Annotated in this window: 12 protein-coding genes and 5 pseudogenes; 12 read left to right on the top strand and 5 right to left on the bottom strand. The window is 44.6% G+C overall.

The annotated features are described in order from the left end of the window. The 3 genes from MM817_RS13985 to MM817_RS13995 form a co-directional block, all read left to right on the top strand. Positions 1–225: hypothetical protein (locus MM817_RS13985; RefSeq protein WP_241716263.1), on the top strand; the 225-nt coding region annotated here is incomplete at its 5' end. A 14-nt stretch (positions 226–239) separates the two neighbouring features. Further along, entirely contained in the window at positions 240–404 is a 165-nt protein-coding gene (locus MM817_RS13990; RefSeq protein ID WP_241716265.1) for a hypothetical protein, read from the top strand. Between the two features lie 172 nt (positions 405–576). Further along, the gene (locus MM817_RS13995; RefSeq protein ID WP_241716267.1) at positions 577–810 is read left to right on the top strand and encodes a helix-turn-helix domain-containing protein; all 234 of its coding nucleotides are present in this window, start codon (positions 577–579) and stop codon (positions 808–810) included. An 834-nt stretch (positions 811–1,644) separates the two neighbouring features. Here MM817_RS13995 and MM817_RS14000 read toward each other — a convergent pair. After that, positions 1,645–1,926: a hypothetical protein gene (locus tag MM817_RS14000; protein ID WP_241716269.1), complete on the bottom strand. Its 282-nt coding sequence runs from the start codon at positions 1,924–1,926 to the stop codon at positions 1,645–1,647. Next, the gene (locus tag MM817_RS14005; protein ID WP_241716271.1) at positions 1,902–3,827 is read right to left on the bottom strand and encodes a prenyltransferase/squalene oxidase repeat-containing protein; all 1,926 of its coding nucleotides are present in this window, start codon (positions 3,825–3,827) and stop codon (positions 1,902–1,904) included. The genes MM817_RS14000 and MM817_RS14005 overlap by 25 nt, the downstream gene beginning before the upstream one ends. 1,375 nt (positions 3,828–5,202) lie before the next feature. Between MM817_RS14005 and MM817_RS17490 the strand changes: the two are divergent. Beyond that, positions 5,203–5,358: pseudogene (locus MM817_RS17490) on the top strand (RNA-guided endonuclease InsQ/TnpB family protein); the annotation flags it as partial. 72 nt (positions 5,359–5,430) lie between these two features. On the opposite strand, the pseudogene MM817_RS14010 reads toward MM817_RS17490, so the two are convergent. Beyond that, a pseudogene (locus MM817_RS14010) lies at positions 5,431–5,827 on the bottom strand (ATP-binding protein); the annotation flags it as partial. 182 nt (positions 5,828–6,009) lie between these two features. On the opposite strand from MM817_RS14010, the gene MM817_RS14015 reads away from it, so the two are divergent. From MM817_RS14015 to MM817_RS14040, 8 genes and pseudogenes are all read left to right on the top strand, one after another. Continuing rightward, the gene (locus MM817_RS14015) at positions 6,010–6,279 is read left to right on the top strand and encodes a hypothetical protein (RefSeq protein WP_241716273.1); all 270 of its coding nucleotides are present in this window, start codon (positions 6,010–6,012) and stop codon (positions 6,277–6,279) included. 446 nt (positions 6,280–6,725) lie between these two features. Beyond that, positions 6,726–6,971: pseudogene (locus tag MM817_RS17495) on the top strand (IS4 family transposase); the annotation flags it as partial. 295 nt (positions 6,972–7,266) lie between these two features. Next, positions 7,267–7,542 (top strand): annotated as a pseudogene (tnpA, locus tag MM817_RS14020) (IS200/IS605 family transposase); the annotation flags it as partial. A 23-nt stretch (positions 7,543–7,565) separates the two neighbouring features. Then, positions 7,566–7,850: a transposase gene (locus MM817_RS14025; RefSeq protein ID WP_241716275.1), complete on the top strand. Its 285-nt coding sequence runs from the start codon at positions 7,566–7,568 to the stop codon at positions 7,848–7,850. Positions 7,851–7,895: 45 nt separating this feature from the next. After that, positions 7,896–8,066, top strand: a complete 171-nt coding sequence (locus tag MM817_RS14030; protein WP_241716277.1) for a hypothetical protein — start codon at positions 7,896–7,898, stop codon at positions 8,064–8,066. Beyond that, on the top strand, positions 8,060–8,188 hold the full coding sequence (locus MM817_RS17500; RefSeq protein WP_419723410.1) for a zinc ribbon domain-containing protein: 129 nt from the start codon (positions 8,060–8,062) through the stop codon (positions 8,186–8,188). The genes MM817_RS14030 and MM817_RS17500 overlap by 7 nt, the downstream gene beginning before the upstream one ends. A gap of 161 nt (positions 8,189–8,349) precedes the next feature. After that, positions 8,350–8,712 carry a cupin domain-containing protein gene (locus tag MM817_RS14035; RefSeq protein ID WP_241716279.1) on the top strand — a complete coding sequence of 121 codons (363 nt, stop codon included), beginning with the start codon at positions 8,350–8,352 and terminating at the stop codon, positions 8,710–8,712. 30 nt (positions 8,713–8,742) lie between these two features. Next, a complete protein-coding gene (locus MM817_RS14040) occupies positions 8,743–9,435 on the top strand; it encodes an aspartate/glutamate racemase family protein (protein ID WP_241716282.1) in 693 nt (230 codons plus the stop codon). 479 nt (positions 9,436–9,914) lie between these two features. Here MM817_RS14040 and MM817_RS14045 read toward each other — a convergent pair whose 3' ends face one another. Further along, positions 9,915–11,396 carry a transposase gene (locus tag MM817_RS14045; protein ID WP_241716284.1) on the bottom strand — a complete coding sequence of 494 codons (1,482 nt, stop codon included), beginning with the start codon at positions 11,394–11,396 and terminating at the stop codon, positions 9,915–9,917. A gap of 443 nt (positions 11,397–11,839) precedes the next feature. Next, positions 11,840–12,895, bottom strand: a pseudogene (locus MM817_RS14050) (transposase); the annotation flags it as partial. Positions 12,896–13,145: the final 250 nt, after the last annotated feature.

Raw genomic sequence — 13,145 nt, forward strand, 5'->3', positions numbered from 1 at the left:
ATCGAAGAACTCCGTCACGTGACAGGGTGGGAGATTGTCGTATCGGATAAGGTGCAACAACAAGCGTTGATACGTTTAGCTGAACAGATCACTCCTGGTGTGATCAAGACACCCAGTGTGTACCTTGTCAAAAAAGCAGTAGGGGTACGGACAGAGCAACATCTATCCTCAGAAGTCATCGAGGCATTTGCTCGTCAAACAAAGTGGCACTTGCAAGCCGAGTGAAAGGAGAACAACACATGCATGTACGCAGCCTAGAGATGAAACGAAAAAATGGGACCACCTACCGGTTAGAAACGGATCTAACGGATGAAGCGATTCGCAAGCAGTATCCAAAAGATAGTCTCGTTAGTGAACACGCCCTACGAGGGAAATCTTTCACAAGCGAAGAGGATGATGTGTGATGTCCCAAGCGCGATTTCTGGTCATCGACACAGAAACAACAGGTACAAACCCATTAGAAGATACGATCGTCGAAGTGTCTGCCATGTGGGTAGTCGGTCTTAAGCCCTAAATTGTATTTGAGACTTATCCCTTATCTATTAATCTTATATTATTAGTGAAGGTGATTGGTGTATGCAGAGAAAACAATACACCTTGGAGTTCAAACAACAGGTGCTTCAGGAAGTGCACGAGGTGGGCAATGCTGCCCAAGTTACACGTCGGCACGGTCTTACCCCGAAGATGGTCTATAACCGGATGAAAAGATCCAACCACCATGACTGGCAAACCACATCTCCTAAGGCAAAGAAAGTTGCCAGTTATCTTGTTTCTTCTGCTGAGTTTAAGGATCTTGAGACGACACCATGATCTCGTCGTGAACAAGAAGAAGGTGTATCGACTTTGTGCAGAGCTGGATATTGTAGAGCCGCAGCACAGAAAAGAATTCAGCATCCGAGACGATTGGCAAACAATCATGAGCTTTCGGAATCAAACCAACTCTGGGAAATGGACATCAAGTATGTGTCCATCCATGGTGAACATCGATTCTTCTTCCTGATGCGTAATTGATGTGTACGACCGAGCGATCGTTGACTATCACATCGGACTTTCCTGTGAAGGGCATCATACGGAACAGAGATTGCAACGTGTTTTGTGGAAGAGGCAAATGTTTGAGAACGATAGCCGACCTGTCATTCGAACGGATAACGAACCGCAATAGGGGCTGTGAGGGAGTAGGTGTGACGCATGAGCGCATTCCGCCAAACAAGAATGCATATACATTGAAATGTTCCATTCACAGGTAGAAAGCGACCGACTGTCTACTACAGAGTTTGAGAACTACCAAGCAGCGTACGTAGTCGTGACAAAATAAATGCCTTTTTACAACCAAAGCGAAGTTCATGGCAGTTTATATGATTTGACATCGGAACAGTTCATTCGTGCAATTGTAATTCGTGAGGTGAACCCATTTGTTGTCAAGATCTGATCAAGCAATCTTACGATTGAATGCGAATAGGGGAGCAAGGCTCTGAAATTGAGGGGGTAACTCGTTCAGCAATTTTCTACAATCACTTATGGGTAATGCTAAGGACTTTAGCCATGGGGAGGAGGTCAAACACTATTGATTTGTCATCATACCCGTAGTAAATGAGGCAGTTGATTAAAAAAGGATCACCACATATATGGGTGATCCCAATCGTTTTATGCACCGTGAACCATACTCCACATGCGAGATTGATGCCATGGATGACGAGGATCAATGCGCTGCGCATATAACCAATTTACTGCGTTAGCACGTTGGGTTGGACTGATGGACACATTCATAACGCTGCTCATGTGGTCGACAAAGGCCGCACACCCATCTGGGGTAGATAGCAATTCGCGTGAACAATTGTTCCTCAAGCAATGATGTGCTCGCCGCCAGTAAAGAGGATTCGCGATACGTGCGCGAAAGGCATCTACGAGTCTAGGATCGAGAGCCATTTATTTTCACCCCCTTTCCATAGATGACTGTAGGTATTTCGATACCGTGTTAGTGCAACAAGGGGCCATACTTTAGGATATAAGTGATAACGAATGTGTAAAGCACCAGGGAATGCTGATCCTGTGGGAACGAGTTCACGCCACTGGGATTTTTCAAATGACTCGATCAACCAAGATGCGCTGCGATGGCTTGCATGAGATAGGCGCTTCTTCTCCAGATCATTGGTCTCCACCGAATACAAATAAAGAAGAGTTTCAAGAGCCCAAGCCGTTTGCGATGGAAGTCCCTGTTGTAAAGGAGTATAACAACCCAAAGTATCACTTTTACACGACTCTCCGAAACTACCGTCTCTTTGTTGAATGAGTAGTAACCAGTTACGTGCTCGCTGTAGTGGTTTATTTGTATCGATCATCTTGCTTACGCACAGTGCCCGTACAACGCACCACGTGCCGTAGAGATACGTATTGCCCCAGCGTCCGTACCAAGAACCATCCTTTTCCTGTGCATGCAAGAGCCAACGCACGGCGCGATGAATGGCGGGGTCGGTTGCTACCATCTGCTGGTGATTAAGGAAAAACTCTATCACTCTAGCCGTAATGTCCGGAGTGGACGGGTCTGCAATAGCATGCCTCATGTCGTTACTTGGGATGTTTTCCATCCAACGCTTCCCACAGTTTTGGTCAAAGGCGGACCAACCACCGTCGGAGTTTTGTCGGGAGATTAACCACTGAACACCAAGTTGCCACTGAGAGTAATTACAATCGGATGCATCAGCGAGTGCCTCAAGACATGCGACGGTGTCATCCGTATCGGGATGTCGGGTGTTGTTACTGGAGAATCCCCAGCCACCAGGCATCGTGAACGCCTGGTGATACGCATCCCACTGCGAAATGTGCTGATGGTTTACTAGATAACGCATTGCAGAACGAACGTTTGAATGACTTAGAGGCAACCCTGCATCGCGTACAGCACGTAGGGTGAGTGCTGTATTCCAGATATGAGCGTCACAAGTTTGTTGATGGTTTTTTGCTTCACCAAACGGACAGCCCCATGATCGACGGATTACATTCACAGTTTGTCGAATGTCTGGATGTGTCAACTCATATCCCATGGCTAATTGCGCAAATAGAAATAAAAATGTAGAAGAGTGATACCCTGCGAGTGTGCCATCAAGTTCACGCTGACTGTTGAGGTAATGCATACATCTCCGTAGCAATGTCGTTGGAACTGACATACCCCGTTTATGTTTTGATCTCCTTTGCAACTTTATTACAGAACCATAGGCCATCAAATGCCCCAATTTTCGGGTTGATACAACAGGTGACACATACTGATGGGCAGATACGATGATCATTGAGGCGATATGCAAACGTGTAAAGGTGACAATGTCTTGCATCTTTACTGGGGATAGGTCACTCCATAACCAAGCGTATAATGTCGGTGAAGGCAAATGTATCCAGGAAATCTCTCCACCAATTGCGAGAAGCATTTTTGTAAGATTGCGGCAAGCCTTCAGCCCTCCTGATCGCAAAATGAACTGTTCTGTTGCCAGACGTTCGTCAGGATACTCATCCCAAGCATCGTATAGGGTCATAGCATAATAACATTCAACTGTAGTTGAAAGATCGCCGGGTGAATCTGGATACGGACTCCAAGAACCGTCTGTATTTTGTGTTTCTCGCATGCGATCAATTAACCCCTGTATCCAGATCGGATCACGATAATTGAGCAAATATAAGAAAGAAGCTGTCTGTGCATCTGGCATGATCCCCATTTCAAATCCATGTTGCCATGATCCATCAGTTGCTTGTTCGTTCAAGAGGGAAGTGACCGCTTTCTGGATAATGCGTTGAACGACTACACCGCGGTCAACCGCAGACTGATGGATATGGTATCCCATACGGCCCCTCCCCTTTCGACTCATTATATTTTTAGAATGGTAAGAATGATCGGAATCCATGACTAAGCACTTGAAAGACTCGATACTCATCTTCTATTTTACTGAAACCATATCTAAGTCCCTCTACTGTTACTCAACCAAACTATGCTAAGAGTCTGCAGGTGTTTAGACGTTTTCATCTTATTACGCACCCTTAGGGCAATTGTATGAAGAGAATGGTATGCATGATGATGTCTATCCTTTTGCAAAAACAAGTAAAGTAAGATTTACGCATATCATGATGAAGGAACAGTGATAACATTACAAAAAATGAAATTGACACTTTGATTCTAATGTTTATTTCATACTAGAAATGGGCTCTTAGTGGATGAACCTATAAATGATACTAATAAAAACGTTGGGTAACTATTTAATGACTCCCTTATAAATAAAAATAGAAGAAAAATCTTCAAAGACACTTGTAGACTAGATCTAAAGAATCTCAATCAGTTATACGATCTATAAATGATACGTATATAAATGAAGAAGTCACTTCTATATATCGGGTATGTGAATGATTCATCCGTATTCAAACAGAAAACTGTGTGATATCGTATGGGTTCCTTAAATAAAACATTCTATTTTATACGTAATTGAGACTCCTTATATCGAATACTTACAACATATACAAAACACTCAATTTGATCCATGGGTGTCTTGTATATGTTCATTACAGATCATTAATACCCGCCCATACCTGCTTCACTAGCAGGTGCAATTAAGACAAACAGAACAAAGATAATGAGAAATACAACAGCCCATCTTGTATACCCACCAAACGCGCCCATTTTATACCCACCTCTCATAGAATAGAATGTTTAGTGCCCGCCCATTCCAATACCTGCAGCCCCACCAAAAGCTGGAATCAGTAAGAAAAACAATACAAAAATAATGAGGAACACCACAGCCCATTGCGTGTATCCTCCAAAAGTACCCATGATCAAATCACCCTTTTCTGTTAATGCATAACCCTATAGTACTCTAAGCAGTCTTTGACCGTATGTGCTTACAACCATTTATTAGGATTAATTAGCGAATTTTCATCTAGATTTAGGCTTTTTAGAAGACTCTTCAAAACACATAGTTACATAAATAAAAATAAAAAAATGAAATTAATTCCGTATAATTGGTGTTGTACATACGATAATTCAGTATTCGATCTTTGTTACTTAAAATAGGCCATAATAGGCATATGCTGTTTCAAAGTTGCTACAATGAAATACATTAGAAATATCCCCTGATGTCATTCCTTAATGGCCCACCACTAACCACGGAAACTACCCCTTTGGTTAGTGGTGGGCCATGCTGAGTTTTATAGAACATCAGATCCATAAGCAGAAGCATCAAAAACAAACGATCGTGTTACAAGCACCTACGAAAGCAGTTGCAGCAACAAGGCACAGCTTCAACTCGTGGGTAACTCAAACAAATCGGACAACGAGAAACCCGTTGGATGTCGGATGTAACCCATCATGTATCAAAGACTCTCGTAGAGTGATATGGAATTGGGATGTAAATGTCAACACAAACTTGTACACTTTCGCTTGTTTAAGTATGTACAAAATCAATCATCATCTTTAGCGAGATGATTCTTCAACCGGTAGGATTCGCTTACAATGGTAACGACAGTCGCATGATGTAGGATACGATCAGGAATAACGTTGGACAGTTTCGGTTTACGAAACACTTCATCTGGTGCTCTGAAGTTCACATTTGTTGTCAAAATTGTACTTCGTTTTTCATAGTGAATATCCATCAGTTGAAAAAAATAACTTTGCATTTTTTGGTTCAATCGGTAGATAACCGATCTCATCAATAATGAGTAGTTTCTACTTAGTATCATACTTTAATCTAGCTTCTGAACGATTTTCTAGCATCACTCGTTTTAAGTTCTGAATCAGATCATGACATGTAATAAAGTAAGTGCTAATACGTTTCTTGACTGCAGCGATTCCCATAGAGGGGCGACTCTAGATAACATGCAGGATCAGTCTATGATTCTGGCCGTACAAGATACGACCATGTTTACTTTCACCTTGCACCGAAAGGCCGAAGGACTGGGACCTATCGGACAGACAGGTTTGTCTGGTTTTTTCCTACACCGTTGCCTTCCGTATCTATCAAGGGGGTCCCGCAAGGAATCTTGGCCCACCGTTTGTGGACTTGCTCTACTGAGGATAAGGGAAAACGGGAACTCCGTAGACAACGTCCTTTGGAAGACAAAGAGAGCGTACGTTGGATCGACGTTACGAAAGAAGCACGAACTGTCATTCCTGATTCTACCAAAGTAATCATGGTCGGAGACAGGGAAAGTGGTATCTTTGATCTGTTCCTTCTCGCAGTCAACAACCATGATTTTTTGGTTCGGGCCGCCTGGGATCGCCGACTTCATGATTCGGATGACCATCTCTAGCATGCTGTTGAGAACGCCCCCGTCCTTGGTCAAACAACCATCAAAGTACCACGTAGAGACGAACGCCCTGAACGGGAGGCCATCCTTACCTTACAGGCTGCAACGGTAACCTTAAGGACGCCACCTCATCGAAAGAAGGAGAATCTGGCACCCCCCACAGTGAACGCCCTACTCGTGCGAGAACAACCGCCTCAGGATGGCGAACCACCAATCGAGTGGATGGTTTTGACCACGTTACCTATCACCACTTTTGAAGAAGCTCTACCATGTTTAACTTGGGTTGGTGGATTGAGCGATTCCATTACATCCTAAAAAGTGGTTGTCAAATAGAAAAGCTTCAGTTGGAGACGAAAGATCGGCTCATGCGTGCACTCGCAGTATACAGCATTGCGGCCTCGCGTTTGCTACGGCTTACTTATCAGGCTAGGTAAACGCCAGAGTTACCCTGCACGGAAGCGCTCAGAGAAAGCGAATGGCAGGCCCTCTATACAGCGACGAACAAGACAACCGTTCTTCCCGAGCAACCTCCGAATATGCAAACCGCTGTACTGTGGATTGCCAAACTCGGTGGTTTTCTCGGACGCAAACGCGATGGCAATCCCGGCTTAAAGGTGCTCTGGCAAGGCTTCCGCCGACTCCATGATCTAACTACGATGTGGGAGATCCTAAACCCGCCTAATATTTATGGGTAATGCTAAGGCCTAAAGGCATGGGGAGTGGTCACCCAATTTAGATGTCAACGACCCAGATGTCATAGTGGGATCGCTTCCCTGGTCTTCAAATTTCCCACGATCTGTGAGAAGTCGGAATTAAACTGAAAAACGATTGAATATCCACGATCGTTGTTCAAGAGTGGAGATTATTTTACATTAAATTTAATACTTCTTGTGCAAGAATTTTCCTGTCTCTAAGGAGTCGAGATGAATGGCGTGTTTTTCCTCCTCATGATATACTATCAGTAGTGTTAGTGAATAAGGTATATATTGTATGGAGCTTGACAGTAATTATCATTCAGTGTTCTTGAAGTATTACCATCTGATTTTGGTTATCAAGTACCGGCGTAAAGTGATTGATGATGCCATTACGGACTGGTTGCGTAAGATTTTTGAGTACATACAGCCAAATGACAGCATCACGCTTCAAGAATGGAATCACAATCGTGATCATGTCCATGTTTTGTTCAAGGCACATCCCAATTCCGAACTATCTAAGTTAATCAACGCTTACAAAAGCGCGTCATCAAGACTAATAAAAAAAGAATTTTCAATCATAATAGCAAGTGGTATGTGAACCTTGCCTATGTGACAGAAGCAGTCGCGCCACTCACAGAGATTCAAAACGCGGCGGGCATTGACCTTGGATTGCTTTCGCTGATTGCCACCTTGGATGGGGAATTCTTCGAAAATCCCAAGTGGTTACAGAAGAGCGAAAAGCGGCTGAAGCGCAAGCAACGACAGCTTTTCCGCAAAAAGAAAGGCAACAAGAACCACGAAAAGGCCAAACATGAACTCGGACATATTCACGACCATGCGGCAAACCAGCGTAAAGACCATCTGTACAAAGTGAGCTGATCTTTGGTGGATTGTTATGACCTGATGTGCATAGAGGATGTGCAAGTGAAAGGGATGATGAAAAATCATCGACTTGCAAAATCTATGGAAAATACAGGATGGGGAAGGTTGACGGCCTACATCGAATACAAGGCAACATCCGCTGGGAAAATGCCATTAAAGTTCCACCCCATCACACATCACAACTTTGCAGTAGCGGTTGCGGAACGATTGTAAAGAAAGACCTATCGGTGCGAATCCACAAGTGTCCAGCATGTGGATTAGACATGGATCGTGATGTAAACGCAGCGATTAACATGCTGCATCGAGGTTTAGAAATACTACAGAAAGTCAGCTAACTTGTATGCGCCACATAGGCATGGAACGTGCCGAATCCACGCTTGCGGAGATCATGTAAGACTTGCTACGGCAGACGGTGGTCGATGGAATAAGAAGCTTACACCTCTAAGCGAAGGAGGGAGCAGTTCACTCATAGTATGTACTTTGGAGGAATAATATCATGATATCAAAAGTTAATCTTGCAGAAAAATTTTCATTGTTTGAAGATCTGTGGCATCCTCGAGTTGTCGGGGAACTTAATGATTCCTATGTAAAGCTTGCGAAGTTAAGCGGGGAATTCGTTTGGCATCAACATGCCGATGAAGACGAAATGTTTTTCGTCATCAAAGGAACATTGCTTATTCGCTTGCGCGATCGTGATATTACTCTAGAAAAAGGTGAGTTTGTCGTCATTCCAAAAGGGGTGGAGCATTTCCCGATCGCTAAAGAAGAAGTGTATGTCTTGTTACTGGAGCCTAAATCCACGCTTCATACCGGAGATGTTGTTACAGAACGCACTGTTACTACAATAGATTGGGTTTAACGCAAACCAATGAAAGGCGTTGGGATTGAAATGAAGAGAATTGGAATTATCGGCGGGCTAAGTGCTGAGTCAACGACTCATTTTTATGGTGCATTAACTAAATTATATGTAGAGCAACATAATGACACCGATTATCCAGAAATTGTACTGTTTAGCGTTCGGTTTCAAACATTTATGAACTGGTCAAAAGCTGGGGAATGGGATAAATTTACCAATGGATTGCTGAATGGATTACAAGCATTACGAGCATCTGGAGCTGATTTTGCCGTTATTGCAGCAAATTTACCCCATGTTGTGTTTGATGAAGTTGAACACGAATCCCCGTTACCGTTATTACACATTGCGGATGCTGTTTCAGCGAGCGCACATCAACGTGGATTTCGACGCGTTGCATTGATTGGTACACTTCCAACAATGAATGCTAGTTTCTATCACGACCGATTGAAACCTTTTGGGATCGAATGTATGACACCTTCAGTGGAGCATCAAATGATGATTCAGGAGATTCTTGATACTGAATTATTTCGCGGTATCATGACTACGGAAGCAGAACAGAAATTCATCCATATAATTGATTCGATGAAAGAGCAAGGCTCTGACGCGGTGATTCTGGGTTGCACGGAAATTCCAATGCTTATTTCTGATACAAACAGTCCTTTACCTGTGCTTGATTCAACGATGTTATTCGTCAAAAAAACGCTTGAAACAGCTTTATTTGGTTGAATCTTGGTCTCGTTTGAGATTTCGGTTCATTGCACAAGTTTACTACTTTTAAAGTAGGGAAGGAATGGCATGTTCTTTAGTCCTCAGTATAATTGTGATATTATGAACAGATTAAACGAATTATACAGATATCTGATGAGTATTTATACAATTACACTGTTTGGTGACAGATATCAATCTCTCAGTACCATGAGCTACGAACTGAAACCAATTTAGTACACCCCATGTATTGACCGCATTTGAAATTATTAAGTAGTTGTGAGAGCATAGTCAATATACTCGATTTCTCTTTTATAGCCTCTCGGCATTGAGACGTTCCTAAATGAGCAATAACGTTAATTATGCAAGTTGTTTACTGGGAATGGAGTACTTTCGGTATGTCGAGCTGGTTTCCATAGGGAATTGGGCATGGCAAAGAAGCCACGGCCCGGATCTTTTTTGAAAAGGTCAGCGTGGCTGCGCCGAGATTCTTGTGTGGCTTAGGCCACCAAGAAAGTCGACTTCAGGTCAATCTCGATCTCGTGATGCCACGCATCCAGGTGCTGACACATCATAATCCCGAAGATTCGGATCAGCCACATGTTCGTACTGCGATGCCTGCCAGCTTCGAGCTTGTAGTCGATCTTCTCCCGTTTGTTGGAACGCTCGACGGATGTTCTGCGTTTGTATGTCCCGTTCCACGCCTCACTGTTTCTTGCAACCGGCGGAAACAGGCGCGGGTTGTCGTGGGTATACGTGTACACGCACCGACCGTAGGCTGAGTCCGAGCAAGGCGTATCGCACGTGCAACCACCCTTTTTCATGAGGGGACAGCGGTATTTGCGTCTCCCGCGTTTGACATCATACCCGTTGTTTTTCATGGCAAGCCCTTTTTGACAGATGGGAGTTCCTTGATCGGATAGCGTGATGTCATCCTTGTACTTCTTGATTCCGGTGTGGCGTTTGTTGAGATCAATGAACGCAAGGATATCCTTGGACACAAAATATCGGTAGAAAGGCATGGCGTCATGAGCCGCATCGAGGAGCACCCGTTTCCAAGTCCAATCCGGGTCATCGTGCTCGAACTCTCGGATACTCACGACTAGCGACACGGAGTCATGGCGGGAAGCCCGGCACAGTCTCGGATAGAGAGGAAGGTCATAGCGGCTGTCCGATGCCGTGAACCGATAGAGATGGTAGCCGAAGTAGTGGCAGTTGCGATGGCTGTCCCACCCGATATCACAGTCGGGTTGCGAATACAGACGGGGACAGGCGCACGAATCCTTGCCTTGTTTTCGACAGTCACAGATCCGCTGACTACGAGGGTAGGCGGCTGTTCGTATCGGCGTTCCGTCCCCGGCGATCGACAGAGCGGACACGTCGCCCAAGATCCCGAGAGACGCCGAGACCTGCACAAAGCATTCGCGAAACAGGGCCATGAGACGGTCGGTGGGCAAGGAGATAATGGCAGAGCGGCGGATCAGGATCCGGCGAACCAACCGCTCCACCTTTTTGGGTGTCGTGGTCGGGGCTTTTTCTCCCTTCTTGCCCTTGACGGGTTTCTTCTTCCGTTTGGGTTTGATACGACCTGTCAGATGAGGGCTGGCAGAAGGCCAGAGGCGGGCGAAGAAGTCGTAGAAGGTGCCCACACCGGGAGTATGTCCGGGAAAGAAGCCACTGATGATGGCGTATAGGGGAACGCGGCGCAATTCGTCGACCCACGCCGTCACGGAAGTGCACCCCACCTGCAACATCAGAAGGTAGGAGCGAAAGAGGTCGGCCGAATCGGTCGCCTTGATGCCACGGATGGCATACTGTCGGCTCAGAACGGATGCGGTGTTCGAGAGGTCCGCCAGCCAGAACTTTTCGATGAAGGTCCAGTCTTTGGCGAGCAGCACCAGGATGCCGCCCGAGTAATGGGTACGCAACTGCTCCAGGACACACGATTGGTACTGGGCATGGGAGCGGATGGATGGTAACATACGGGGTGAACTACCCCTTTCGGCGAAGGATAGAGTGGGCTAGACTCTTCGTCGCGATTATTGGGGTAGTTTTCAAATGTCAAGTGTTTTTGTGGGATTTTACGCTATTTTTCGCCACAAATCGAAGTAGAATTTCCAGTTCCCTGCCCTAAGCAGGCAAGGAAGCCCCGTTCATGGTGGAGGGCACGGCAACATCCTACGGACAAGAATCCCAGGAGAATCAACGAAGATCGAATGCCGAGAGGCTATCATAGCTAAAGGAGGCTACTGAAAAACTTACGGTTTTGCTGAAACAGCTAAAAAAGGAGTGATAAAAGACGAACCCATTCTGGTTTTTGAAGTATGGTCGTCTTTCCGTTGTCTAAGCAGGCAGGTAAGAATGATTTTTTACTTGATCAGTTTCAATATTTTTTTAAATTGACGGTGAATATGGCCATGGCGCCTTATAACTCCATGCCAACAAGACCTGAAGATGACGCTACGTCATACCTGTGTCTGTGTTTCAGTTCTCTGTCCTTTGCTTCAATTTTGTAGCGGCCTTTCGCTTTGAAGTACTCACTTTCCTGGAACACCATCTGTTCTGCGTGCTCGATCAATTTAATCGTCACTGAGTATGATTTACTTTTTGCTCCTTCAGTGTAGCATCCCTCTTTCAACAGTATTTTTTTACATATTTTAATAAAAAGTAGTATATAATGGCTTGGTTTTTACCTATGCCATGCTTTCCAGATCGCCATATGTCCGGCTTTGCATACATACATGCCCGTATCTTTATTGAACTGAAATTCATCTTCTTTCTTGCGTTCCCTTTGCGTGATGGGTGGATTTAATTTAGCAACCAGTTCCATGTCATTGTCGTGGCTATACTTTATATTTTATTTTTTCGAGTAAGCAGTATCCCCGATGACCGTCGTGACAACAGCCACTGTCATCAGCCGTTCCACGGTCATGGGATATGCGTTTTGTATACAAAGAACGAGGAATTTGCGCTCTCTTGACCCACCTTTGCATCCTAGTCTTCTGAGATTTGAAGCTACTCTAAGTCATCCACAACCGTTTCTTTCAATAGATTAAGCGGTTCTTGGACCTTAGAAAGTTGACAGACGCCACCTTCCGATTCGAGTACGGCAATTAATTTTAATAGTGATCGATTCCTGATTATATCGGGCTTTCGTATGGGTCGCATCGATGATCATCGCCTTGCTTTTGATCATGCCATTTTCAATTGTGATTTCAACGGTCTTATGGATCAGCCTATAAAGCAAGTTCAGACCCTTTAGCCGTAACTTTCAAATCTTGGTTAAGGAGCTCGATTCAAACACGGAGTCTTCATCCGCCATGTGAAGAAAACATTTGAATGACATGTCATATTTATTTCGCTCGACGATGTCCACGTCGGACAACATAAAGGTCGCCTTTAAGAGCAAAAACTTGAACATCCGAATCAGATCAATGGGCTTTTGGCAAGAATCCAGACAGTAGTGCTTCTTAAACTCATCGTGACCACTCCCTATGCCTTTAGGCATGGGGAGTGGTCACAAGAAATGTCACAAAGAGCATCTTAGAAAACCCGGAATCCCAACTATCTTGATAAGCATGGAGTTGGCAACTGCATAGTCGTCGGTGTGGTAGCCTGCAATATGGTGATACACCTTCTGCAGTACTACTACGTCACTATTCGAATGATCTCGATGCAAAACACAAGCAGACAACCCTATGATCTGATCACATTCCTTGTAGAGAGATAAC

The organism is Sulfoacidibacillus ferrooxidans (assembly GCF_022606465.1).
Classification (GTDB): domain Bacteria; phylum Bacillota; class Bacilli; order Alicyclobacillales; family SLC66; genus Sulfoacidibacillus; species Sulfoacidibacillus ferrooxidans.

What these genes read in the sequence shown, in the direction of transcription:
- MM817_RS13990 (WP_241716265.1), top strand. Translation starts at nt 240, where the DNA reads ATGCATGTACGCAGCCTAGAGATGAAACGAAAAAATGGGACCACCTAC.
- MM817_RS13995 (WP_241716267.1), top strand. Translation starts at nt 577, where the DNA reads ATGCAGAGAAAACAATACACCTTGGAGTTCAAACAACAGGTGCTTCAG.
- MM817_RS14000 (WP_241716269.1), bottom strand. Translation starts at nt 1,926, where the DNA reads ATGGCTCTCGATCCTAGACTCGTAGATGCCTTTCGCGCACGTATCGCG.
- MM817_RS14005 (WP_241716271.1), bottom strand. Translation starts at nt 3,827, where the DNA reads ATGGGATACCATATCCATCAGTCTGCGGTTGACCGCGGTGTAGTCGTT.
- MM817_RS14035 (WP_241716279.1), top strand. Translation starts at nt 8,350, where the DNA reads ATGATATCAAAAGTTAATCTTGCAGAAAAATTTTCATTGTTTGAAGAT.
- MM817_RS14040 (WP_241716282.1), top strand. Translation starts at nt 8,743, where the DNA reads ATGAAGAGAATTGGAATTATCGGCGGGCTAAGTGCTGAGTCAACGACT.
- MM817_RS14045 (WP_241716284.1), bottom strand. Translation starts at nt 11,396, where the DNA reads ATGTTACCATCCATCCGCTCCCATGCCCAGTACCAATCGTGTGTCCTG.